The following is a 22,692-nucleotide window of genomic DNA, read 5'->3' as shown; positions in this document are numbered from 1 at the left end:
GTGCTACTCCTGCACCAGACGCCGAGATCGTGGGACGAGTAGCGGGTCGTGATCCCCCGGCTGGCAGGCCATCGCCGGGTCATCGCACCGGACACGCTCGGCTTCGGCGCCTCGGACACGCGGGCGCAGCCGTGGTCGGTGGAACTGTTCGCCGACGGCGTCGAGGACCTGGTGTACGCAGAAGGACTGGAGGGGTTCGATTTGGTAGGTCGTCGGCACCGATCAGATCACGAACCGGTCGCACGGCGTCATGCTGCGCGCCGCTTCCAGAAGCCGACGTGCTGCAGCGTCGATCTTCATGCAGCACCTCCTGGCAAGTCCGGCACCGTCGCCACACTGTAGGACCGCACGAACCACCCACCCGCGATTCGCGGTCCGCTCACCGAACGGCCCCCGATACCTTGAACGGCACCGCGGCGAGCCTGGCCCTGCTCCCGGGCAGAGACAGCGCGCCTGCCCGCACCGCTCCCCCACAGCCCTTCAAACAACCAACTGCGTGGCCAGTCAGTCGCTAAGAACCGGAATGCTCGTAACTCGGCACAACACCCTACGCCGATCTCAAGCATTCAACTCCGGCCGTGTGGTTAAGGTGCGTGTCCCTCCTCGGACACCAACGCTAAAGCCACGCAGAGCGGGGCTTATGGCGACTTCAGCCGATCTGGTCTCGTGGTTGTAGCTCACCTGGAGCCCAAGCGCTCGGGAACCTCGGCGGCCCTTTTGTCGGCCACCGCCGCGTTGTATTGCTCTGTCAGCGCCGCGGGATCCCAACCGGCTTCGAGCGCTCGCCGCAACCGGGCCATCGCAGCCTCCGCCGCCTCGATCCTCTGCGCCAACCTGACCGGAACGAATGCTGACTCGTGATCCTCTTCGACTGCTGCCAACGCCTCCGCGGTCTCGGCGAGATGCTCGGGGCTGAACAGCGTCGCGATCCAGGCGTTCACCTTCCGCGTCAGATGGTCCTCCCGCAGGTACACATTCGCCGGATGGACAGCCGCCACCTCTGACCCTGGCACCAGAGTTCGCGCGCAGCACCGGTAGAAGATGGCATGCTTCCGCGCAGCGCCTTGCATCTTCCGTCCGCACAACCCACACCGCACCCGCGCGCCCGGAACCGATAGACCCCGCGTGGTTGTCACACGCGTCCGCTCACGCCTGGCCTGATCCGCCGGTCCGCTCCCTCGGCGCACACGCAACTCCAGCTGTGCTCGCGTGAAGGCGTCTACGGACACGATGGCGGGGTGGGCGGGCTCCCGAGAACGTACGATCTTCGACTGCCGCGACCGCCGGAACCGTACGACGTGCATGCCGGTTCTGCTGTGGCGTGTGCGCCGATGGACACGGGACGCCATCGACGTTCAGCGTCTCAGCTATCGACTTCAGGCCCAGCCCACCGAGCTACAGCTCGAAGATCCGCTCAACAACCGGCGCCGCCTCGTTGTCGACGGCAAGCACCCGAAGCCTGTAACCCTCCTGCGCTTTCCGCGGGTTCGGATGCGGGCCGGCGTCGACGACCACATACCCGTAGGGCCCCTGCCGCCCTGGTACCGCCCATCGGTCACCACCTGAGCCGCCATCGCCGCCCGTACGCGGCGTTGCACATGCTGGCGTTCCGACTTCGACAACCCACCGGTGATCGGCATCGCCATGTCGTGCACAGAGTTCTCCGGATCGAACTGCGCACCGAGACTCGGTATCCAGAGCGAGACGCCGTACCGATGGAATTTCGGCACCCGGCTCGCCTCGTTCCGCCGCTCCCAAGGCAACGACCGCGACTGCCCGATGTCGAAGAACTCCGCTACGATCTCGCCGCCGAGCGGCTCGACAAACCGGGCGGCTTCACCCAACTGCCACGCCAGCGACGACTTCGGATCCTGGTTGTCCTCCGTCGAGCAACGCCCGTAGAACGCCAGCCGCCCGATCCCATCGCCTCCGACCGGACGAGCAGCAAGCGCCTCCATCCCGAGCAGCTCATCCAGCGTCGCCCACTCGTCCTGCCTGTCGCCGATCATGATGCCTTCTCCTCCGACCGCGAAGCGTTCTCAGCTGCACGCCTCTTCTGCGCCAGTCGTACAACAATCCGGCGCAGCACACGAGCCACCTGTGGATAAAGCACCGGCGGCCGATCGGGCGCTTCTACTCTCACCCGCGACTCTGGCTTCGCCCGCTGGACCTCTCGTCTGTTCGCCATGAATGCTCAACGCCCCGCACCACCAGCGAATCGGCAAATGAGGGCTCCTGCGAAACGCTGCGAAGTGCTGCGCTGCGCCCCCCCGGCCTGACACGGCGTCAGGAATCGGATGGACGCAGCTTCCGGGGCGAAGGCGGGACCAGGATCAGTGAGGGGCTGGTCATGAACTTCCGGTCGAACGAGGAACGGAAGCGGGGCATAGGGGACTTTGAGGAGAACGTGGGCTGCTCCTCAGCGCGTCCGCTCCCCCGGCTCGAGGGGCGATCAGCACGTCATGGCCGGATCGCGTGAGCTGGTCGCGGGCCCTCGAGGAGCTCGATTACCGCAGTTGCCCGGATCCGCGAACCGCCGGCATGAACCTTCCGCCACTCCACCATGCGATATCTGCGGGTAGACATCCGCTGAGTGATCGGACCGCGGGCCAGATATGCCTCCACGCACCAAGGGAGAATCTGACTGACGCCGTGTGGGTCGTAGCCCTCCGGCGAGACGCCGTTGCGCCGATCGACCGCCGCAGTCCTCAGGACCCACCGGCGCAACCGCCGGTCGCGGACATTTCGCCGCTTACTCATCGAGCCAGTCGGGGTGTGCGAGGTCGCCGTCATCAAGCCACTCGGTGCCGGCGTCATCCCGATGCGGACCCTGGTGATATCCGAGAACGCACGGTTGGTCGCCGCGAGGGTTCCGGCCATCGCAATCCATTTCCTGCGCCGAACGCAGGACCGGCCACTCCCGCGTTCGCGGCCTGGTCACGTCCACTTCCCCGTCCTCCGATCAAAGTCACAGCTTGGACAGGCCAGGGCGACAGGGCAGAGGAACCGCGCACTTTCCGGCGCACGCTCGGGCTCACCCACCGCCCTGACCATGCTCCAAATCTGCCGTCAGCAACGCGAACGAACCGCCGAGACAGCCAGTGACCATTAACCCCAAGCCTCCCCGTGCAACGGGGAGGTTGTGACACCATGGGAGGCATGAGCATCACCCCTGGCACTCGTCCGGCAAGAGCGAGCAGTCTGCGCCAGGAGCGACGAGACTGGGCCACCGAACTACGCGCTCAGGGATCGACCTGGGTTGAGATCGCCGACGCCTTCGCCGACCGGTACGGCGTAAACCCACGAGTGGCGTTCCGCCTCGCCCACGACTGGAGCCAGCGCGACGCAGCCGACCAATGGAACCATCGCTGGCCGGACGAGCCCAAGACCTTCAAGAACTTCTCCTACTGGGAGCAGTGGCCTGCATCAACCGGCTACGCCCCATCCCTCGATGTCCTCGCCCGACTGGCAGAGCTCTACCAGTGCGCCGTCGCGGATCTCGTGGCCGACCTCGCCGACTATTCGTGCCTCGACACAGCGCGAGCGACAAGCGGCAATCTCAGCGGACTCTGGCTTTCCCAGTACAGCTACTTCTCCGCCGGCCGCGACGCGACATTGGAGGGCCAACACACTATCCGCCTCTACCACACCGGAAACCGGCTCCACGGTTCGACCGATCCCGCCGATGGCGAATCACGACTCACGCTCGACCTGTCCGTCAACGGAGCCATCGCCACCGGAACCTGGAAGGAGCGAACGGCACCCACCGGCTACTACCGCGGCGCGGTGTACCACGGCACAATCCAACTCGTCATCAGCCCACACGCCCGCCGCATGAACGGCCGCTGGCTGGGCTTCGGCAAAAACTTCATCGTCAACTCAGGAGACTGGCACCTGGAGTGGCACGAGGCCTAGCAAATCAGAGTCCCGGCACGTCTCCGGAGCCGCTGATCAAGGCGACGATCGTCGTACCCCTTGGGAACGCGTCGCGAGCCACCTGGTCGAACAACGCGTACATCATCTTCGCCTCGTACACCCAGTCCAGCCGCAAACCATGCCGCGCCTCGAAGTCATCGATGAACTCGTCCAACTCCCGGCTCCGCTTCGCGTATCCGCCGAAATGGTAATCGCACTCGAGCCGCCAGGATCCCCTGCGCGCGCCGTACACCTGCCGCTGCAGTTCAACGATCTCCGCTTCGAGGAAGTCGCCACCCTTCAGAACCGGGACCCCGATCACCAACTGATCCGGCCGCGCGCCAGCCGCTACGCCTGCGAGTGTGCCCCCAGTACCAACCGCGCAGAACAGAACATCGAAGGACGAGTCCAGCTCCGCCGGCAGCTCGGCACAGCCGCGTACGGCGTCAGCGTTGCTACCGCCTTCGGGGATCAGATAGAAGTCGCCGAACTCCCGATGAAGCGCATCGGCCACCGCATCTGAGTTCTTGATCCGGTACGTCGTGCGATCGAGGTACGTGAGCCGCATCCCGCGAGAGACGGCGTACTGCAGCGAAGGATTGAGCGGCAGGTGCTCCTCACCCCGAATCACCCCAATCGTGCTGAAGCCGCAGTACTGCCCGACCGCCGCCGTCGCCCGAACGTGATTCGAGTACGCCCCACCGAACGTCAGCAAAACCTCGAAGCCCAACTCCCGAGCAGTCGCGATGTTGTACTTCAACTTCCGCCACTTGTTGCCCGGCACATCCGGATGAATTAGATCGTCCCGCTTCAGCAGAACCCGCACCCCCGCAGCCCTCAGCCGCTCATCGTCAACCTCAACCACCGGCGACGGCAACCGAAGCTCCGACATCAGCCCATCCTCCACCACGCCAGCATGGCACGTCGCCAAGAACCTGCTCCCGCAGGTCCTGGCACCAACGCTGGCACACATCTTGCACCCGAGGCGTTTCGGCGATCTGCAACGGGCATTTCGGCACCTTCGGGGGCCGGACGCTGAGTCATTTATGGACGATCTTCCACCCCCGTTTGGGCCCGATTTGAGTGCGCGCCAGCACGTGTGTGAGCACTGCGGAGACACCTACACCGCGGCCAGATTCGACCAACGGTTCTGCTTGGATCGCTGCAGTCTGCGCCACTGGCGGAGCCGTAAACGGGTCCGCTCGGCAGAGGCAATCGAGGCAGAGCACGTAGCCGTGCTCATCGCGGAAGTCGATCGTCTGCAGCGCCAGGTCACCGAACTTCAGCACGCGAACGCAACCCTCCGAGAGGCCTTGTGTCGTGCTCGGACGCGCCTGTTGTCCGCTCAAACCCGTATCGCGGGTGGGCCTGAATCGTCACTGTTGGCGCACCAACGCGATGCCGCCAGACGACGACTCGGGATGGCACCGCCGCCATGGCCCGCACGCTGAGCTGGTCCAGTAGTTGGTGATGCACGCGCCGTTGGGGCTCAGTCCGTCGTCACCGCCCCTGAGGAAGTCGTCGGTCAGCGGCCAGAACACGTTGAGCATCATCGTGATGAAGCGGTTGAGATCGAAGCCGGGGTAGCCGCGCATCAACTACGCGCGGCTACCGACCGGGCCGAGGATCTCGGCTCCGGTCGGCAGCCGCGGGGTGTTGCTCCTTACAAGTGCCAGAGCATCGTTTCAAGCGGCCTTGATCCCCTCTCGGTCCAGGAAGTCCAGCGCGGTGCGAGCGTCTGTCCAGCCCGAGTCGAAGACCGGAGAGCGGCCGCGGCCGGGAATCTCGACGAACTCGGTCGGAGCGGGGTTCTTCCGTTGGCGCCGGTAGGCCACCTGGCTGATCGCACGAGGCACGGTGCGGTCGTTCTCGCCGGACACGATCAGCAGCGGCCCTCGCTCGGGGTTTCGTGTCCGCCTTGGTGTGCGAGGCCGGGTTCACGTTCGCGACGGCGCTCTGGAAGATCGGCAGGCCCGGGGTGGCGACGTGATGGCTGGCATAGAGGAATAGTGCCTCCGCCTCGGGGATCGCGTTCGCGAACGCGTACCGGAACTGGTCGAAGGTCAGAGTGACCTCGCGGCCACGATTCAGCGGGTTGGCCAGCACCGGAAGGGACGATCGGATGGCCGGCAGCGGCAGCAGCCCTCGGCTGGGCGCCGGGTCGATCGCGACCGTGGCTACCTCGAGGCCGCCGCGGCCGAGGAGGGCGCCCCGACCCAGGTGCTCAACCGGGTGATCGAGGGCATTGCCGAGGACGCCCGCCGCTACCACCGTCGCGGTTGCCCGTTCATCTACGCCGCCGCCGAATAGCCCGACGCCGACGGCGAGATCCGCACCATCATCGCGCGGCACCGCACCTGGTTTCGGCAGACGCTGACCGCGGTCTGCAAGGCGGCCGGCGTCCCCAAGCCCACCCAGGCGGCGGCCGCGCTGGTGCTGCTGCGCGACGCCGCCCTCGTCGGTGTGTACCTCGACGGCGACGCAGTCACGAGCACGTTCAGCCGAACGGCGCGCCGCGGTCGGCCTCGCCTAAGCCTGCGGTCGCGACGTCGTCGTCCAACTGACCCGTCAGGGACCGACGATCGATCCACCGATGCGGGATGTAGCTGCGGCCGATCATTGCCCAGGGCAATGTTGGCTGTTCGTACTCGAGGCTGCGGAGGATGCGCCACAGGACGGGCTCGCGTAGCTGTTGTATCGGCCGGATCCGACCGGCATCACTTTCTTGACCTCTAGGTACAGAACCGGCTAGGGTCGTGATTATGGGACGGCCGAAGCAGTTCGATCCGGACATTGCGATTGATCAGGCCATGGAGCTGTTCTGGCGGAAGGGGTACGCCGCCACCACGCCGCAGGAACTCACCGAGGCCCTTGGTGTCGGCAAAGGCAGTCTCTACAACGCCTTCGGCAGCAAGCGAGCACTCTTCGAGCTGGCGCTCCGTCGCTACCGCGACAGCCAGTCGCCGGCCTTGGCCGAGATACTCCACGGGCCGGGGACAGTGAAGGACCGCCTGCGCCAGGCATTGCACTTCCTCGTCGACCTGGATCTGGCCGATCCGGACCGTCGCGGCTGCATGGTGGTGAACACCGCAACGGAACTGGCGGGCTCGGACGAGACCGCGACCGAACTTGTCCGGCAGGTCTTCAACCAGACCGAGGACGCCTTCCGCGGGCTGATCGAGGAGGGCATGCGGTCGGGAGAGATCAGTTCAGATCGTGACCCCCTCGCCGTCGGAAGCCTGTTGCTGAACACAACGATCGGACTGAGGGTCATTGGGCGAGTCACCGAGGGACCGGATCGCATGGTGCGGGTGGTCGACGCGATCATCGACGCCCTCTGACCCACGTCGGCGCCTGCGCCGAACCCTGCCCAGATTTTGTACCTGTAAGTCAAAATTCAAACGCTGATGAAGGAGACGACATATGTACGCACGTCGCACGTTCCTGACGGGCCTGATGGCGACGGCCGCGGCGCTGACCACGTCCGCGACCGGCGCCTTGCCGGCACCCGCTGCGCCCGACGATCGGGAAGGAGGGGACGCCTCGGACGACGCTCTCTTCCCCGCCACCATCGCCCTCCCCACGGGATTCTTTCCCGAGGGCATCGCGATCGGTGGCCGCTTCGCCTACCTGTCTTCCATGGCCAACGGCAACGTTCTCAAGCTCGACCTGCGGACCGGCAAGGGCCGGGTCCTCACCCGAGGTTCTGGCACGGCCGCGATCGGCGTGGCCCTCGACAGGTTTGGCAGGCTCTTTGTCGCCGGCGGTGAGGCGGGCAGCGCAAGGGTGATCGACACGGCCAGCGGAACGGTCATCGCGTCGTACCGGCTCGGCACCGGTACGACGTTCGTCAACGACTTCGCGCTGACACCGAATGCGGTCTGGGTCACCGACTCGATGAGCCAGGTTCTCTACCGGCTGCCGATCGGACCGAGCGGCGAGTTGCCGGCGCAGTCCGACGTCGCGCGAGTACCGCTCGGCGGAGCCATCGTCTTCGAGGAAGGCTTCAACGCCAACGGCATTGTCCGGACACCCGACGGGAGCGCGTTACTCGTCGCGCAGACCAACACGGGGCAGCTCTTCAGGGTCGATCCCGCAACCGGCAGAGGGACTGAGGTCGACCTTGGTGGTGACGACCTTCTCTTCGCCGACGGAATACTGCTCGAAGGACGGACCCTGTACGTGGTGCAGAACTTCCTCAACGCCGTGGCGGTGGTGCGACTCGACAAGTCAGGCAGCAAGGGACAGATCCTCGAGCGGCGCACCGACCCGCGATTCGACATTCCGACCACGGTCGCACGCTTCGCCAATCGCCTGTACCTGCCCAACGCGCGCTTCGGCATCGCATCACCGGAGACCGCCGAATTCACCGTAGTGGCGATCCCTGGCTGATCGCCGGCCACGCAGTCGCACGACCAGCCCGAGCAGTACTCAGGCAGGTCCGGACCCGCTCCGGACCTGCCAGCGCACGGACGACGTGAACGCTCCCGATGCGACTTGCAGCTCAACGAAGCAGACCGACGGAGGCGAGATCGGCCTCGAGTTCCGCATGCTGCGCGGGAGTGAGTCCGGCAAGCGGAGCGCGAGGGTCACCGCCCGACATACCGAGGAGCCCCGCCCACGCCTTCACGAACGGGATCGGGAGGATGCGCTCCCGGAGCCACTGTCCGTGCAGCCACTTCGAACCCAACGCACGAAGCGGTTCGAGGGTGGCCGCGATCTCGGCGGCCTTGTCGTATTCCCCGGCCAGAGCCAACTCGGTGTACTCGCGCATGGGCTGCCACTCCGCCGTTTGAAAGAGGAACGGCACGGCCGACGACATGTAGACCGTCTGGCCGTGGTCACGCATGTTCTCCAGCCACACGGCCTCGTTCGCCTCGCACGCCAGCATCCGGTCACCCACCCGAGCCAGGGTCTCCAGGTAGCGGGCGTGGTCGTGCCCGACCTTGATCCCGCAGACATGTTCGATGTCCGCCAACTCGTCGATGAGGTCCATCGGCATGGTGACGCCCGAGAAGCTCGTGTCGAACAACCACACGCCGATGTCGACCGACGACAGAACCTCGTGGTACCACGCGCGCATCCCCTCAGGAGAGCTGACCGGGTAGTACGGGGTCATCACGACGGCGAAGTCGGCACCCGCCTGCTCAGCGTGCCGGGTCAACTCGATGGTGTCCCGCGCGGAGTGGTGGCCCGTGTGAGCCAGGATCGGGCATTTGCCGGCAGCCGCCGCGACCACCGTCTCCACACTCCGCTTGCGCTCCTCCATCCCCAGCGACCAGAACTCCCCCATGACTCCCGTACAGAAGAGGCCGCCGGCATTCAGCCGGTCGGTGACGTGGCCGACGTCGCCGACCAGGCCCGCTTCGTCGATCTCGCCATCGGCCGTGAACGGCGTGGTGATGGCCGCCCACAGACCGGTGAACCTCTCGCGAGCGGCCTGCTTGGCGCCAGCGCGTGCGTAATCCATCCCGTACTCCATTCAATTGGCAATCTGGCTAGTCCAATTGAGTGTGGCGCTTGCCGAGAGTCGCTGTCAATCCGACCGCGCCAGCATGACACCTCGCGGCTGACTCTTGACAGCCACGCACGGCACCAGCACACTGGCAAAGCCACTTTGCCACTCGTGTTCGGCCACGGCGGCCCGGCTCCGGTCGGTCCCATGGTGAGCACCGGACCAGACGAGGACCAGACGATGTCGTTGCAAGAGTTCATCCCGACCCCGAGGTTCGACGACTATCGGGAGAAGTTCCGGGACTTCTTCCACCTGGAACGCGAGAACGGCGTGGTCGTCGCCGCTGCACACACCGCTGGAGGCTCCATCCAGCTGAGCGTCCAGAACCACCGGGCACTGGGCCAGATGCTCAAAACGCTCGGTGCCGACCCGGAGAACGAGGTCCTCATCCTCACCGGCACCGGTGAGGACTTCATGATGGACTCGGACCCCGCCGGGTTCGAACTCGAGGACGAGGACATGCCGTACTGGGCGTACGAGTACGCCTACAAGGACGGACGCATCAACGTCAGCTCACTGATCAACGATCTCGAGATCCCCACGATCGGCATTCTCAATGGATCCGGATTCCACAGCGAGATCGTGCTGATGTGTGACATCACCCTGTGCGCAGAGGACGCCACCCTCTTCGACCTGCACTACGACATCGGCTCGGTCCCCGGCGATGGTATCCACAGCTGCTTCCAAGAGCTGCTCGGTGTGAAGCGAGCGGCCTACGCGCTTCTCACCGGTCAGGCGATCACCGCTCAGCTGGCCCTGGACTGGGGCATGGTCAACGAGGTGCTGCCGAGGGACAAACTCCTCGAGCGGGCTCTCGCCATCGCCGACCACATCATGAGCCAGCCTCGGGTCACCCGGCGACTCACGACCCAGGTGGTACGGCGCCCGTGGAAGAAGCGCATCGTCGACGACCTCGACGGCGGCTTCGGCATCCAGATGTTCGGCCACGTCGCCAAGCAGAAGTCGATCCACCGTCGCGAAGCGATCTCCGAGACCGTGCGCTACGTCCGTGAGGGCCGGCGGAACAACTTCGACAAGGCTGATGCGGGAGGACAGACCGATGCCTGAGGTGCACGTGTTCATGGCCGTGGGTCGTACTGACGAGCAGAAGAAGGGCATGATGCGCGACATCACCCGCGCCTTGGTGGACAACCTGGGCTGTCCGATCGACGTCGTCACCGTGCAGATCATCGAGTCGGAGTGGACCGACAAGATGAAGGGCGGCAAGACGTTTGCGGAACGGTACGCCGACAGCACGCCCGCCGGGTATCAGGCCCGCGTACACGATGCTGGGCAGTGATGACCCTCCTCCTTCCCCCAATCTCCGAATCTAGGCTGCAGGGAGCCGTTCGACATGGATAAGCTCGGTTGGCTGGGTACCGGCCGGATGGGTGCGGCCATGGCCGCGCGGCTCGTTGACGCGGGCAACGACCTGCTGGTATGGAATCGCACCGCGGCCAAGACCGCGCCTCTGGTTGCCAAAGGCGCTCGTGCCGTCGGCGAGGTGGCCGGCCTTGGTCAGGCAGACATCGTCTTCGTGATGGTGTCGACCCCGAAGGATCTCGAAGAGGTGGTCGCCGCCCTGCTCAGCGGCGATCGCCTGCCGGAAATCATCGTGGACTGTTCGACGGTCTCCATCGAGATGTCGGCCAAGATCCGGCAGCTCACGGCCGACACAGGCGTCGGCTTCCTGGCAGCTCCGATCAGCGGCAACCCCCACGTGGTCGAGCAAGGCGGCGCCTGCATCGTTGCGTCAGGCCCCGAATCCACCTTCAAGTCCGTTGCGCCCTACCTCGCGCAGATCGCCAAGGTCGTCGTCCACGCGGGCAGCGAGGAGCAGAGTCGGCTTGTCAAGCTCTGCCACAACCTCTACCTCGGGATGATGGTCCAGGCGCTCGTGGAAGTCACCGCTCTCGCCGAGAAGGGTGGCACCGACCGAGCCGCGTTCCTGGAGTTCCTCAACGGAACCGTCCTCGGGTCGGACTGGGTGCGCCAACGCACCAAGGATCTCGTCGCGCTGGACTGGACGCCGACCTTCACCACCGAGCTCCTGCGCAAGGACTTCGACCTGGGACTGGCCGAGGCCCGGTCGCTCGAGGTGCCGATGCCCATCGGCGCATCTGTCCACCAACTGATCCAGTCCGCCATCGGAATGGGGCTGCGCGACCTCGACTTCCTGTCCCTGTTCGTCCAGGAGGCCCGCGCGGCGGGCCTGGACGTGAGTGACGGCTGATGTCCGCGCACTCCAACGTCAAACGGCCGTAGCCCTCTAGCTGAAGGAAGCTCGATATGTCCCAGACCACGACTACCAGCGTGGACCTGCGGCGCTTTGCGGACGCCGTCCGGCTGCGAGCGGTCCGCATGGTGGCTCCGCACGGCTTCGGCTACCTCGGCCAGGCCCTGTCCTCCGCCGAGCTGTACGCGGCCCTGTATTGCACGGCATATCGCCCGGAACGGGACCTGATCGTCTGCTCCCCGGGTCACTACATCATCGCCAACTTCGCCGCCGCGGCCGAGATCGGGCAGCTGGACGAATCGGCTCTGCTGACGTACGGCGAGGATGACTCCCCGCTCGAGGCCATCGGCACGGAGCGGTCCCCCGCCGTCGACCTCACCTGCGGATCCCTCGGCACCGGCTTGTCCGGCGGAGTCGGCTTCGCATTGTCGAACCGGCTGAGGGCTGACGACGAGGCGTACGTCTTCGTCCTCGTCAGCGACGGCGAACTCGAGGAGGGACAGACCTGGGAGGCTGCGATGTTCGCCGGCCACCACGGTTTCGACCGGCTGATCGTGCTGCTCGACGCGAACGACTCCCAGGTGGACGGCCCGGTCAGCTCCATCACGACGCTCGAACCCATGGCCGAGAAGTGGGCGAGCTTCGGTTGGGACGTCCAGGACGTCGACGGGCACGACGTGGACGCACTGTCCACGGCGCTGAGCGCGGCCATGGACAGCGACAAGCCGAGCGTCGTCATCGCGCGTACGTCGACCAGGCAAGGGCTGAGCGTCCTTCCGCCCGACGCCGACGGTCATTTCATCAAGCTCCCGCCGAGCCTTGCCGGCGAGGCGATCTCGGAATTGGAGGCCCGCCTTGCATGAGCCGCCCTACCCCACCGTGCTCAAACCCTATGGACGAGCCCTTGTCGAGGTCGCCCTCCAGCGCGAGGAGATTCTGTGTCTCTCCGGCGACTTGACCCGCCAGTGCGAGATCGACCTCTTCCAGGAGAAGCTCCCCGAGCGCTTCATCCACGCCGGCATGGCCGAGGCCAACATGATGAGCATGGCCGGTGCCTTGGCGCGTCGCGGCCACATCCCGTTCGTGCACACGTTCGGTGTCTTCGCCACCCGAAGGCCCTATGACCAGATCGTCAACTCGATCGCCTATCCGGGTCTTCCGGTGCGCATCGTCGGCTTCATGCCGGGCGTGTCAACGCCGGGAGGACCGAGCCACCAGGCGATCGAGGACGTGGCCATCATGCGCGCGATTCCAGGCATGACCGTGATCGACGTCGCCGATGCCGTGGAGATCAGTCAGGTCGTGCCGCAGGTCGTGGACGTCGCGGGCCCTGTCTACCTGCGATTGAAGCGTGGCGAGATCCCCGTCATCTTCGACGAGTCGCACTCCTTCTCGCTCGAGCGCGCGCAGGTGCTCCGTCGCGGAGACACCCTGGCGCTGATCTCGAACGGCATGATGCTGTCGACCACGCTCGCGGCGGCCCGCATCCTCGAGGGCGCCGGCGTCTCGGTCGCCGTGCTGAACGCACCGATCGTGAAGCCCTTCGACGCCCGGACCGTCCTCGATGTCGCTCGCGGTGTGCAGGCGGTGGTGACCGCGGAGAACCATTCGGTCATCGGCGGGCTCGGTTCGGCTGTCGCCGAGACGCTGGCCGAAGCCGGATTGGGCCGGCCGCTGCGACGGGTCGGCCTGCAGGACACGTTCGCCGAAGGCTCGAAGACCGGTCCGCACCTGTTCCGCAAGTACGGCCTCGGGATCCGCGACGTGGTCGCGGCCGCGTGGTCCGCACTGGGCCGGAGCGACGAACTCCCGACGGTGACCGAGGTCGCGGTCGCTCCCGGCGAGTACGCACCGGTCTGACCCACAGCAGCTTCGCACCCTGAAGAGAAAGAGAACGCATCGTGCCGCACCCGATCGATTCGCTCGTCTCGTCCGTCCCGCGTCAACTCTTCATCGGCGGCGCGTGGCGGGACAGCAGCGACGGCGCCACCGTCGACGTTGTGGACCCGGCGACGGCCAAGCCCATGGTCTCGGTCGCCTCGGCCAGTGTTGACGACGCCCTGGACGCGGTGTCCGCGGCGGAGTCAGCGCTCGCGACCTGGCGACGTACGGCGCCACGCACCCGCTCCACCATCCTGCGCAGAGCGTTCGACCTGATGGTCGAGCGAAAGGAGGAGCTGGCCCTGCTGATCAGCGCCGAGAACGGCAAGGCACTTCCCGATGCCCGCGCCGAGGTTGCGTACGCCGCGGAGTTCTTCCGGTGGTTCTCTGAGGAGGCGGTCCGGCTGAGCGGGACGCTGGCCACCGCGCCGAGCGGCGACTACCGCATCATCGTCCAGCGGGAGCCGATCGGGGTCGCCGTGCTCGTCACGCCGTGGAACTACCCGGCGGCGATGGCGACGCGCAAGATCGGACCCGCGTTGGCGGCCGGGTGCACGGTGGTGCTCAAGCCGGCCAGCGACACGCCGCTGACAGCCCTGGCACTCGCCGACCTGTTGCGTGAGGCCGGCGTACCGGATGGCGTGGTCAATGTGCTCCCCGCCCACCGTTCCGCGTCGGTGGTCGGCGCTCTGCTGTCCGCGCCGGTCGTGCGGAAGGTGTCGTTCACCGGCTCGACGGAGGTCGGCGTCAAGCTGCTGCATGCGGCCGCCGACCGAGTGCTCAGCTCGTCGATGGAGCTGGGTGGGAACGCACCCTTCCTCGTCCTCGAGGACGCGGACGTCGACCAGGCCGTCGCGGGCGCGATGGTGGCCAAGATGCGGAACGGCGGTGAGGCCTGCACGGCCGCCAACCGTTTCTACGTCCACGAGGCGGTCGCCGAGGAGTTCGGGAGCAAGTTCGCTGCTGCCATGCGGTCGCTCACCATCGGTCCCGGCTATCACGACGGGGTCGACCTCGGCCCTCTCGTCAACCTGGCCGCACAGGACAAAGTGCAGGAGTTGGTCGACGACGCAGTTCGCCGAGGCGCCGACGTACTCACCGGAGGCCAGATCCCGGACCGGGAGGGCTACTACTATCCGCCGACGGTGCTCCACAACGTTCCGGAGGAAGCCGACGTGCTGCACAACGAGATCTTCGGGCCGGTGGCGCCGATCGTGCGGTTCACCGGCATAGCAGAGGGGATCGCGGCCGCGAACCGGACCGAGTTCGGTCTCGTCTCGTACGTCTACACCACCGACCTGAGTCGGGGAATGCAGGTCGCCGAGGCTCTGGAAACCGGCATGGTCGGGCTCAACCGAGGCGTCGTGTCCGACCCCAGCGCACCGTTCGGCGGCGTGAAGCTCAGCGGACTCGGCCGTGAGGGTGGTCACGAGGGAATGCTCGAGTACACGGAGGCGAAGTACATCGCCACCGCCTGGTGATCACGACCGGAACTGGGAATGACATGGAGAACCACAAGGATCCCGCTACTCACCGGTTGTTGCTGCGCGGCGGAACCGTCTTGTCGATGGACCCGGCGGTCGGCGATTTCGCGCCGGGCGATGTCCTCATCGAGGGAACGCGCATCAAGGCGGTGGGGCCACGGATCGACCTCGACGCCCCGGCCATGGACTGCACTGGCCGGATCGTCATGCCTGGGTTCGTCAACTCCCACCACCACATGTTCCAGACCGCCCTGCGCGGCTACTGGAGTGATGCCCTCGCGGTTGACTACTTCACCCAGTCTCGCCAGGGCGAGAACGCGATCTTTCACCACTACTCCCCGGGCGACGTCTATTGGGGCCAGTACGCCGGGGCCCTCGAGCAGCTCAACGCGGGCACGACCACCGTCGTCGACACATCCCAGTGCACGTACACCCCGGAGCATACGGACGCTGCAGTCGAAGCCCTCCGCGAGTCCGGCCTGCGCTGCGTCTATGCCTACTCAGCCACTTCCGGGAGCGCGGTTCCACACCCGCAGAGCCGCCATCCCCTCGATGTGTCACGCCTACGCCAGGCGGTGTTCGGCTCCGATGACCAGCTCGTAACCCTCGCTCTCGGTACTCCGGTCAATCGGGCCAACTGGCAGCTGGCCCGGGAGCTGGACCTGCCGATCTTTTCGCACGTCAACGACGAGGCTGCCGGGCTGCAGGTGGAAGAGCTGGCCCGGCAAGGGCTGGCCGGGCCATGGAACACCTACATCCATTGCACGGGCCTCGCGTCGAGCACCTGGCAGGTCATCGCCGCGACGGACGGCAAGGCCAGTCTGTCCAACCTCGTCGAGCAGACCCTCTGCACCGGAATGCCGGGCATGCAGGCCGCGCTGGATCACGGGGTCCAACCGAGCTTCAGCACCGATGCGGTCAGCCTGGGGCCCACCGACTTCTTCACTCAGATGCGCGCTGCATACGCATTGCAAAGGAGCCGGCTTCAGGAAAAGGCAGTCCGCGGGACAGTGGATTCTCGGAGGATCAGCACTCGAGACGTCCTGAGGATGGCGACCATCGAGGGTGCGCGAGCGGCCCACCTGGACCACAGGGTCGGATCGTTGACACCCGGCAAGGAGGCTGACGTCATCGTGTTGAACGGCGGCCTCATCAACGCGGCGCCGGTCAACCAGGCGACCGGAGCTGTGGTCATGATGATGGACACCAGCAACGTCGAGTCCGTTCTCATCGGCGGTCGCCCGGTCAAGCAGGACGGCCGGTTGCTCGATGTCGACGTACCGGCGGTGGTACGGGCCGTCGAAGCCTCCGCAGAGGGGTTGATCGCGCGGTCGGGTTATCCGGACCTCCTGCTTGGCAGCTGTCGGAACTGAGGTGAAAAGTTCCCTAGCCATTTGACCAATTCGGCAGCGCTCGGCATTATCGAAAGGGACGGAGCTCACGACTGACAAGGGGCCGCGATGAGCCTGGACGGATCGAGACGGTCTGCGAAGGCCGACGACGTCGACTTCAGCGACCTGGAACCGGTGTCCGCGCCGCCGCGGCTGTCCGACACCATCGCCGGGCGGATCCGCGACTTCATCATCAATCAGGACCTGCAGGAAGGGACGCGCCTGCCCTCCGAGCGCACCTTGGCCGAGCGGTTCGGGACCAGCCGACCCACGGTGAGCCAGGCGATCCGGACGCTCTCGCTGATGGGACTCGTCGAGAGCCGGCGCGGGTCGGGCGCCTACGTACTGCGGCGACCCGACAAAGCACGCGGCTCCCACGGTCAGTCACTGCCGGCTCCGACCGCTGACAACCTCGAGCACCTGGTCGAGTTGCGCCTGTGGCTCGAGAGCCTCGGCGTCCAGGAGGCCGTCAGCCGAGGCCCGGAAGCCGACCTGAACGCAGCGCGCGGCGCGCTCGCACGTCTTCGCGACAGCGTCGGAGAGACATCTACCTGGATCGCCGCCGACACCGTCTTCCACGCGACGCTGGTCGACCTGGCCGGCAACCCGGTCCTCACCGCCCTGTACGAGCAGGTCCACACCTCGCTTCTCGAGTACGAGTACCAGCACTGGGTCGAGAGCGATCGGGTCCCGCGCTGGCTCGCACCCAACCAGGCCGAGGCCCAACTGGCCCTGCACGCGCCCATCGTGGACGCGCTGGAGCGCGCGGATTCCGAGGCCGCTCTCGCCGCCGTCCGCCGGCACAACGACGTGATGCGCGAGCACCTGCTGAGTCGCGAGGGCTGACGGCCCGCCGACCGGCGCGCCAATCGTCTGCAGAATTGGCCTTTCCACTTCTCCAAAGTCTTGACTTGCGGACACCCTCCTACCATTCTGAATTGGCATAGCCGCAAAGCCAATTCGGGATGAAGGAGCGTTCCCATGAGGACGAGAAGCTGGACCGGGGCGGGCTGCATCGCCGTCGCGACGAGTGTGCTGGCGCTGGCCGGATGCGCCGGCGCCGAGGGATCCGATCAAGCGGACGGGGACTGCAGCAACTTCAAGGTGGCGGTGGCCGACGACGACGTCCGGAGGGCAGCGCTGTACGCGATCGAGCACGACAAGATCGACGTCGCCAAGTTCCCCGGCCTCAAACTCAGCTATCTCACCTTCCCGGCGCTCATCCAGGCGACCGGCACAGACCAGTTCGACGTGATCGAGTCGTCCCTGGTCGGTGTGCCGCAGGCGCGCAGCAAGGGAGTCGATCTGAAAAATCGTCGCGCTCTCGTCGGGACGCACGGCCGACGAGAACACCCCCGGGGCATCTGGCGTCTACGTGCGCGACGGCAGCGACATCAGAACCCCCGAGGATCTCGCCGGCAAAACGATCGGCGTGACCAGCTTCGGGTCGTCGTCGACCATGGTGACGCGAATCCTGTTGCGCGACGGGCACAAGCTGAACTCCGCCTTGCAGGGCGGCGACCTGAAATGGGTCGAGATGGATCCCGCCCAGCTCACCGCGGCCCTGGAGCGTGGGCAGATCGACGCCGTCAGCGACTTCAGCTTCACCGCCTACAAACTCGGTCACGACTCCCAGTTCAGGCGGATCATGACGTCAGATCCGGCGTGGCGGAAGCTCACCGGCCACAACCCGGTCTTCGCCTCCTACCAGGCGCTCGCCACCCAGACCGAGCGGAACCAGACCTGCTACAAGCAGTTCCAGGAATTGCTCGCCGCGTCGGTGGCCTACGCCCGCGACCACATCGACGAACTGGCGAACGCCATCTCTGCCAAGACCCGCCTGCCCGCCGAGTACATCACATTCCAGTGGAGCGGCGCCTACGACTACATCGGCGGCCTCGACCCGGAGTGGCTGGAGTCGGCCCAAGTCATGTGGGACAAGGCCGCTGCCGGCGGAGACATCCCCAAGGCCCTACAGATCCAGGACGAGATCATCAAATGAGCCACTCATCCCGAGCCTCGCTGCTGAACCCGTTGTCTGCACAGACCAGATCCTCGCTACGGCGAGGGCAACAGGGGCAGCCTCGCCGCAGCAGGCTGAGCTTCGCTCTAGCCAACGGAGCACCGCTACTCCTCCTGCTCGCTTGGCAACTCGCGGCTCCGCACCAGCCGGAGTACCTGCTCCCGCCACCGATGGACGTTGTCCGTGACGTCAAGGAGTTCCTGATCGGTGACCTCGCCGCCCACACGCTCACCTCGCTCGTGCGCATCACGGCCGCGATGGCTCTCGCCATGGTGATGGGCGGCGCACTCATCCTCCTCACCCAGGTGGCGCCATGGCTGGACACATTGATCGGCGGCCGGTTCCTGCCCCTGCTGAACGCCGTTCCGGGCGTGGGCTGGGCCATCCTCGGAGTCATCTGGCTGGGCGTCAGCGACTCGGCCGTGGTCTTCGTGGTCACGCTGATCCTGCTGCCCTTCACCATGGTGAGTCTGCGAGAGGGGCTCAAGGCAATCGATCCGGAGCTTCGCGAGATGGGTCGCAGCTTCACCCGCAATCGACTCGCCGTCCTGCGCCGCATCGAACTGCCGCTGCTGCTGCCCCATGTCCTGGCGGCCACGCGGCTGTCCTTCTCCGTCGGATGGAAGGTCGCGATCATCGCCGAGTTCTTCGGTGCCGAGATGGGGCTCGGACTCGTGATGAACCAGGCACGGCAGAACTTCCAGACCGCGCAGGTCTTCGCCTCGATCATCACGGTGGTGATCATCGTGTATGTCGTCGAATCCTGGATTCTCGACCCACTGAGCAATTATGTGGCCAGGCGGACCGGCGCATCCACCTCCCAGAGGACGCGACCATGACCCTCAACAGTCCCGACGTCGAGCCCGCCATCGCGATCAGCGGCCTGAAGATCGCCTACGGACCAGACACGATCCTGCAGGACTTCGACCTCACAGTGATGCCTGGTGAGTTCCTGTGTGTGCTCGGAGCCTCAGGATGCGGCAAGTCCACCACGCTGCGCATCCTCGGCGACCTCATCCCGCCCACCTCCGGCGAAGTCTCCGTGCTCGGGCACCAACCCGCCACGGCATGGCCGGACCTCGCTTACGTGTTCCAGAGTCCCCGACTGCTGCCATGGCTGTCTGCCCGCGACAACGTCGTACTCGGCATGAAGCTGCGAGGGACGCCATCGAGGAGGAGCGAGCTCCGGGCGGTAGCCCGGGAGAAACTCGCGCTCATGGGCCTCGACCACGTGGCACTCAAGCCGGCCCACCAGCTCTCTGGCGGCGAGCGGCAACGTGTGGCGATCGCCCGGGCGCTGGCGGTACAGCCGCAGCTCTTGCTCATGGACGAGCCCCTGAGCGCACTCGACGTGAAGACCCGCGTCAAGCTGCGTTCGGACCTCATCGAGCTCTGGCGCCAAACGGGCATGACCATCGTCTTCGTCACTCACGATGTCGAGGAAGCCGTCGTGCTCGGAACCCGTGTCGTTGTCCTGTCGTCGAGACCGGCAGCCGTCATCCACGACGTACCGCTCGACGCACAGCACCCGCGCGACCCCGGCACGCCGGAGCTCACGGATCTGCGACAGCAGCTCGCGCGTGGGCTGGATCCGACCGAGATCCGCGGAATCTGACACACATCCACTTCGCCACTGACTTGAAAGGTCGACGACAGTGCAGAGCGACCCAGCCGTGAAGACAACACCGGCCGAGTACCCAACCGAGATCCCCATGCCGGACGGATCCGGACCCGAGAGCATCGTCATCGGCGACGGCCCGTTCGCCTACGTGTCCTCATTGCAGACCGGCGCCGTGTACCGAGTGGATCTTGCGACCGGCACGTACGAGGTCTTCGCCCCGCCGGTTGGCCCCACCGCTGTCGGAATGGCGCTCGACTGGCACGGGCGCCTCTTCGTGTGCGGCGGAATCGACGGTTCCCTTTCGGTGATCGACACCTCGAGCAAGACCGTCGTTGCCCGGTACCAACTGGGCAGTGACCGATCGTTCATCAATGAGATCGTGCTCACCCCGCACGAGGCCTGGGTCACCGACTCATTCGCCCCCGTGCTGTACCGGCTCCCGTTCGACGAACGAGGCGAGCTGCCAGCCGAACAGCAGGTCCTCCGCCTGCCGATCACCGGCGTGCTCGTCTATCAGGAGGGCCCCACGTTCGCCGAATGCTTCAATTCGAACGGCATCGTCCGTACGCCGGACAAGCAGGCCCTCCTGATCGTTCAGACCAATACGGGAAAGATCTTCCGGGTCGAGCCGAGCACCGGCGAGGCGAGTGAGGTGGATCTCGGCGGCGAACGAGTCCTGTGGGGCGACGGAATGGTCCTCGAAGGCACCGTCCTCCACGTCGTACAGAACCTGGAGAACACGGTCTCTGTCATCGAACTCGATGCCACCGGAAGCACCGGCAAAGTCATCGAGCGCTGGACCGATCCGCGTTTCGACACACCAACCTGCATGGCCCGATTCGGTGACCGTTTCTACCTGTCCAATGCGCGATTCACCACGCCGTCCCCGGAAACGGCGGAGTTCCGACTGATCGCCGTAAAGCGCTGACACCCACCCCGGCAAGACTGAGAGATAGGACAACATGACGAACGCCCTGCGATGGAACAGTCTGCCGGCAGACGATGCCGTAGAGAGCCTCGACGACCGCGATCGGCTCCTCCTTGACGCTGTGCGGAGCTACGTGGACGAGACGGTCGTACCGGCACGCGACGAACTGGACGCGGTGATCGACCGCGACAGCTTCCCGATCTCAGTGGTCAAGCCGGGGATCGATCTGGGGCTGAAGTCCTTGGCGTTCGCCTCGGAGGACGGCGGTCGTGGGGCAAGCGCCGTCCTGCTCGGCCTGGTCGTCGAGGAGCTGGCCCGCGGTGACCTCGGAATCGCCTACTACTTCAAGCACAATTGGCGATTCTCACAGCTGGTACGGCGTCTTCCACCGGCTCTCCGCCGGGACGTAACCAAGCAGCTCAGGCAGGATCCGTGGTACCTCGGCGCGAGCGCGATCACTGAAGCGAACGTCGGCAGCGACAACCATCTACTCAGCTCGAATCCCGAGCTTGGAGTCCAGTTGGAGGCCAGACGCGACGGGGACCATTGGGTCCTCAACGGCGAGAAGGTGATGATCACCAACGCCACGATGGCCGGCATCTACTTCGTCGGAGCCCGGACGGACCCCGGCGTTCCAGCCGAGTCGGGGGTCACACTCATCGCCGTCCCCGGCGACACCGACGGCATCAGCTTCGGACCGCCGTACCGAAAGCTCGGCCAGCGCTCATCGATCCAGACCGACGTACATTTCGACAACTGCCGGGTCCCGCTCGACTATGCAGTGAGCGAGGTCGGTCGGGGGCTGAGCTCGACCCGCACCGGCGCGAACACGGGCTCCAACCTGGTCAATGCGTTCATGTCGATCGGTGTCGCCCGCGCGGCGTACGAAGTGGCGCTCGATTGGTGCACCAGCCGGGTTCAGGGCGGGAGCCTGATTTACCAGCATCAGCTTGTAGCTCACCAGCTCGGCTCGATGCGCGTCGAGCTGGACGCCGCCTTCGGCCATGCGTACTGCGTTGCCCGTGCCCTCGACAAGGTCGGGCCCCAGGAACTCGATCCCGCTGCGGCCTGGGCTGCCAACGTCTCGGCGAGCGAGATGGTCGTCCGAGTCGCCCGGGCTGCGATGGAACTGCTGGGTGGCCGCGGGATGATGGCCGGCTGGGAAACGGAGAAGCTCATCCGGGACGCACTGACTTTGCAGCACGGGTTCGGCACCAACCCACTCATGCTTTCCAACATCGGGACCCTCGACTCGGAGAGAGTCCTGGCTCGACGGCGAAGCGACGTGAGGTGACGCACAGTCGCGATCGGCGGAGGTGGGCACAAGCAACCCCGCACGTCGCGCCGCCCGCTCGGCGACGGATTGCCGACATAGTCCGCCGTACCACTAGGCGTTGAGCTTGAGGCGTGTGGTTAAGGTGCGTGTCCCTCCTCGGACACCATCTTCTGTAGAGCGCACTCTCGCAGTCACTTCCTTCGTCGCTCCGCTTCTCAACGCACCCGCTACGTCTGCTCCCACCCACGCCCCAGGCTGTCGCCCGGTACGCATGCTTGCCGACTACCGCCGCACCAGCCGACCCGCGGCACGCGTGAACGGGACGATTTGTCGACGGCAGCTGAAAACTGACCAGTGGGCGGCAACTGAAAATTGACCAGCTTCCCGGAGAGATCCTGGCTTGAACCGAGCCGGGGAGGGAG

At 65.9% G+C, this 22,692-nt stretch carries 24 protein-coding genes; 17 read left to right on the top strand and 7 right to left on the bottom strand.

The genetic code is table 11. The annotated features are described in order from the left end of the window. Window positions 1–48: 48 nt before the first annotated feature. The gene (locus tag ACIBGM_RS31500) at window positions 49–342 is read left to right on the top strand and encodes an alpha/beta fold hydrolase (protein ID WP_396387604.1); all 294 of its coding nucleotides are present in this window, start codon (window positions 49–51) and stop codon (window positions 340–342) included. Window positions 343–677: 335 nt separating this feature from the next. On the opposite strand, the gene ACIBGM_RS31495 is transcribed toward ACIBGM_RS31500, so the two are convergent. Both ACIBGM_RS31495 and ACIBGM_RS31490 read right to left on the bottom strand, forming a co-directional pair. Next, the gene (locus ACIBGM_RS31495) at window positions 678–998 is read right to left on the bottom strand and encodes a hypothetical protein (protein ID WP_396387603.1); all 321 of its coding nucleotides are present in this window, start codon (window positions 996–998) and stop codon (window positions 678–680) included. Window positions 999–1,376: 378 nt separating this feature from the next. Next, entirely contained in the window at window positions 1,377–2,009 is a 633-nt protein-coding gene (locus tag ACIBGM_RS31490; protein ID WP_396387602.1) for a hypothetical protein, read from the bottom strand. Window positions 2,010–3,159: 1,150 nt separating this feature from the next. On the opposite strand from ACIBGM_RS31490, the gene ACIBGM_RS31485 reads away from it, so the two are divergent. Continuing rightward, a complete protein-coding gene (locus tag ACIBGM_RS31485; protein ID WP_396387601.1) occupies window positions 3,160–3,915 on the top strand; it encodes a hypothetical protein in 756 nt (251 codons plus the stop codon). Between the two features lie 4 nt (window positions 3,916–3,919). Here the strand turns inward: ACIBGM_RS31485 and ACIBGM_RS31480 are convergent, their stop codons facing one another. The 4 genes from ACIBGM_RS31480 to ACIBGM_RS31465 form a co-directional block, all read right to left on the bottom strand. Beyond that, window positions 3,920–4,807 carry a 1-aminocyclopropane-1-carboxylate deaminase/D-cysteine desulfhydrase gene (locus ACIBGM_RS31480; protein WP_396387600.1) on the bottom strand — a complete coding sequence of 296 codons (888 nt, stop codon included), beginning with the start codon at window positions 4,805–4,807 and terminating at the stop codon, window positions 3,920–3,922. 148 nt (window positions 4,808–4,955) lie between these two features. Further along, the gene (locus ACIBGM_RS31475; RefSeq protein ID WP_360520607.1) at window positions 4,956–5,204 is read right to left on the bottom strand and encodes a hypothetical protein; all 249 of its coding nucleotides are present in this window, start codon (window positions 5,202–5,204) and stop codon (window positions 4,956–4,958) included. Window positions 5,205–5,291: 87 nt separating this feature from the next. Then, entirely contained in the window at window positions 5,292–5,510 is a 219-nt protein-coding gene (locus ACIBGM_RS31470; protein WP_396387599.1) for a hypothetical protein, read from the bottom strand. Between the two features lie 90 nt (window positions 5,511–5,600). Then, the gene (locus ACIBGM_RS31465) at window positions 5,601–5,795 is read right to left on the bottom strand and encodes a hypothetical protein (RefSeq protein ID WP_360536213.1); all 195 of its coding nucleotides are present in this window, start codon (window positions 5,793–5,795) and stop codon (window positions 5,601–5,603) included. Window positions 5,796–6,677: 882 nt separating this feature from the next. Between ACIBGM_RS31465 and ACIBGM_RS31460 the strand changes: the two genes are divergently transcribed. Next, window positions 6,678–7,256 carry a TetR/AcrR family transcriptional regulator gene (locus ACIBGM_RS31460; protein ID WP_360536209.1) on the top strand — a complete coding sequence of 193 codons (579 nt, stop codon included), beginning with the start codon at window positions 6,678–6,680 and terminating at the stop codon, window positions 7,254–7,256. Window positions 7,257–7,371: 115 nt separating this feature from the next. Beyond that, the gene (locus tag ACIBGM_RS31455) at window positions 7,372–8,307 is read left to right on the top strand and encodes a superoxide dismutase (RefSeq protein WP_360536207.1); all 936 of its coding nucleotides are present in this window, start codon (window positions 7,372–7,374) and stop codon (window positions 8,305–8,307) included. A 112-nt stretch (window positions 8,308–8,419) separates the two neighbouring features. Here the strand turns inward: ACIBGM_RS31455 and ACIBGM_RS31450 are convergent, their stop codons facing one another. Beyond that, window positions 8,420–9,385, bottom strand: coding sequence for a dihydrodipicolinate synthase family protein (locus ACIBGM_RS31450; protein WP_396387598.1), 966 nt, complete (start codon window positions 9,383–9,385; stop codon window positions 8,420–8,422). Between the two features lie 225 nt (window positions 9,386–9,610). Here ACIBGM_RS31450 and ACIBGM_RS31445 point away from each other — a divergent pair, with 225 nt between their 5' ends. The 13 genes from ACIBGM_RS31445 (at window position 9,611) to ACIBGM_RS31385 (ending at window position 22,288) form a co-directional block, all read left to right on the top strand. Continuing rightward, a complete protein-coding gene (locus ACIBGM_RS31445; protein WP_396387597.1) occupies window positions 9,611–10,498 on the top strand; it encodes an enoyl-CoA hydratase/isomerase family protein in 888 nt (295 codons plus the stop codon). After that, entirely contained in the window at window positions 10,491–10,730 is a 240-nt protein-coding gene (locus tag ACIBGM_RS31440; protein ID WP_360536201.1) for a tautomerase family protein, read from the top strand. The genes ACIBGM_RS31445 and ACIBGM_RS31440 overlap by 8 nt, the downstream gene beginning before the upstream one ends. A gap of 54 nt (window positions 10,731–10,784) precedes the next feature. Next, window positions 10,785–11,663, top strand: a complete 879-nt coding sequence (locus tag ACIBGM_RS31435) for an NAD(P)-dependent oxidoreductase (protein ID WP_396387595.1) — start codon at window positions 10,785–10,787, stop codon at window positions 11,661–11,663. Window positions 11,664–11,719: 56 nt separating this feature from the next. Next, complete coding sequence (locus tag ACIBGM_RS31430) at window positions 11,720–12,529, top strand: 1-deoxy-D-xylulose-5-phosphate synthase N-terminal domain-containing protein (RefSeq protein WP_360536198.1); 810 nt, start codon at window positions 11,720–11,722, stop codon at window positions 12,527–12,529. Further along, window positions 12,522–13,526: a transketolase C-terminal domain-containing protein gene (locus tag ACIBGM_RS31425; protein ID WP_360536197.1), complete on the top strand. Its 1,005-nt coding sequence runs from the start codon at window positions 12,522–12,524 to the stop codon at window positions 13,524–13,526. Before ACIBGM_RS31430 ends, ACIBGM_RS31425 begins: the two co-directional genes overlap by 8 nt. Before the next feature lie 41 nt (window positions 13,527–13,567). Beyond that, window positions 13,568–15,028 carry an NAD-dependent succinate-semialdehyde dehydrogenase gene (locus ACIBGM_RS31420; protein WP_360536195.1) on the top strand — a complete coding sequence of 487 codons (1,461 nt, stop codon included), beginning with the start codon at window positions 13,568–13,570 and terminating at the stop codon, window positions 15,026–15,028. Window positions 15,029–15,051: 23 nt separating this feature from the next. Next, window positions 15,052–16,404, top strand: a complete 1,353-nt coding sequence (locus ACIBGM_RS31415) for an amidohydrolase family protein (RefSeq protein ID WP_396387594.1) — start codon at window positions 15,052–15,054, stop codon at window positions 16,402–16,404. An 87-nt stretch (window positions 16,405–16,491) separates the two neighbouring features. Then, complete coding sequence (locus ACIBGM_RS31410; RefSeq protein WP_360536191.1) at window positions 16,492–17,268, top strand: FadR/GntR family transcriptional regulator; 777 nt, start codon at window positions 16,492–16,494, stop codon at window positions 17,266–17,268. A gap of 529 nt (window positions 17,269–17,797) precedes the next feature. Continuing rightward, a complete protein-coding gene (locus tag ACIBGM_RS31405) occupies window positions 17,798–18,424 on the top strand; it encodes an ABC transporter substrate-binding protein (protein ID WP_396387593.1) in 627 nt (208 codons plus the stop codon). Window positions 18,425–18,684: 260 nt separating this feature from the next. Then, a complete protein-coding gene (locus ACIBGM_RS31400) occupies window positions 18,685–19,284 on the top strand; it encodes an ABC transporter permease subunit (RefSeq protein WP_360536187.1) in 600 nt (199 codons plus the stop codon). Further along, window positions 19,281–20,060, top strand: coding sequence for an ABC transporter ATP-binding protein (locus ACIBGM_RS31395; RefSeq protein ID WP_396387592.1), 780 nt, complete (start codon window positions 19,281–19,283; stop codon window positions 20,058–20,060). The genes ACIBGM_RS31400 and ACIBGM_RS31395 overlap by 4 nt, the downstream gene beginning before the upstream one ends. 58 nt (window positions 20,061–20,118) lie before the next feature. After that, on the top strand, window positions 20,119–20,994 hold the full coding sequence (locus ACIBGM_RS31390) for an SMP-30/gluconolactonase/LRE family protein (protein WP_396387591.1): 876 nt from the start codon (window positions 20,119–20,121) through the stop codon (window positions 20,992–20,994). A gap of 34 nt (window positions 20,995–21,028) precedes the next feature. Further along, window positions 21,029–22,288: an acyl-CoA dehydrogenase family protein gene (locus tag ACIBGM_RS31385; protein ID WP_396387590.1), complete on the top strand. Its 1,260-nt coding sequence runs from the start codon at window positions 21,029–21,031 to the stop codon at window positions 22,286–22,288. Window positions 22,289–22,692: the final 404 nt, after the last annotated feature.

Origin of the sequence: Kribbella sp. NPDC050470 (genome assembly GCF_044458365.1) — a bacterium.
In the GTDB taxonomy this organism is placed as follows: Bacteria; Actinomycetota; Actinomycetes; order Propionibacteriales; family Kribbellaceae; genus Kribbella.
The sequence above is the reverse complement of the archived record's forward strand: the minus strand, read 5'-3'. Positions and strand labels throughout refer to the sequence as shown.

What these genes read in the sequence shown, in the direction of transcription:
- ACIBGM_RS31485 (WP_396387601.1), top strand. Translation starts at nt 3,160, where the DNA reads ATGAGCATCACCCCTGGCACTCGTCCGGCAAGAGCGAGCAGTCTGCGC.
- ACIBGM_RS31410 (WP_360536191.1), top strand. Translation starts at nt 16,492, where the DNA reads ATGAGCCTGGACGGATCGAGACGGTCTGCGAAGGCCGACGACGTCGAC.
- ACIBGM_RS31490 (WP_396387602.1), bottom strand. Translation starts at nt 2,009, where the DNA reads ATGATCGGCGACAGGCAGGACGAGTGGGCGACGCTGGATGAGCTGCTC.
- ACIBGM_RS31435 (WP_396387595.1), top strand. Translation starts at nt 10,785, where the DNA reads ATGGATAAGCTCGGTTGGCTGGGTACCGGCCGGATGGGTGCGGCCATG.
- ACIBGM_RS31415 (WP_396387594.1), top strand. Translation starts at nt 15,052, where the DNA reads ATGGAGAACCACAAGGATCCCGCTACTCACCGGTTGTTGCTGCGCGGC.
- ACIBGM_RS31450 (WP_396387598.1), bottom strand. Translation starts at nt 9,385, where the DNA reads ATGGATTACGCACGCGCTGGCGCCAAGCAGGCCGCTCGCGAGAGGTTC.
- ACIBGM_RS31440 (WP_360536201.1), top strand. Translation starts at nt 10,491, where the DNA reads ATGCCTGAGGTGCACGTGTTCATGGCCGTGGGTCGTACTGACGAGCAG.
- ACIBGM_RS31430 (WP_360536198.1), top strand. Translation starts at nt 11,720, where the DNA reads ATGTCCCAGACCACGACTACCAGCGTGGACCTGCGGCGCTTTGCGGAC.
- ACIBGM_RS31395 (WP_396387592.1), top strand. Translation starts at nt 19,281, where the DNA reads ATGACCCTCAACAGTCCCGACGTCGAGCCCGCCATCGCGATCAGCGGC.
- ACIBGM_RS31445 (WP_396387597.1), top strand. Translation starts at nt 9,611, where the DNA reads ATGTCGTTGCAAGAGTTCATCCCGACCCCGAGGTTCGACGACTATCGG.
- ACIBGM_RS31455 (WP_360536207.1), top strand. Translation starts at nt 7,372, where the DNA reads ATGGCGACGGCCGCGGCGCTGACCACGTCCGCGACCGGCGCCTTGCCG.
- ACIBGM_RS31385 (WP_396387590.1), top strand. Translation starts at nt 21,029, where the DNA reads ATGACGAACGCCCTGCGATGGAACAGTCTGCCGGCAGACGATGCCGTA.
- ACIBGM_RS31470 (WP_396387599.1), bottom strand. Translation starts at nt 5,510, where the DNA reads ATGCGCGGCTACCCCGGCTTCGATCTCAACCGCTTCATCACGATGATG.
- ACIBGM_RS31460 (WP_360536209.1), top strand. Translation starts at nt 6,678, where the DNA reads ATGGGACGGCCGAAGCAGTTCGATCCGGACATTGCGATTGATCAGGCC.
- ACIBGM_RS31480 (WP_396387600.1), bottom strand. Translation starts at nt 4,807, where the DNA reads ATGTCGGAGCTTCGGTTGCCGTCGCCGGTGGTTGAGGTTGACGATGAG.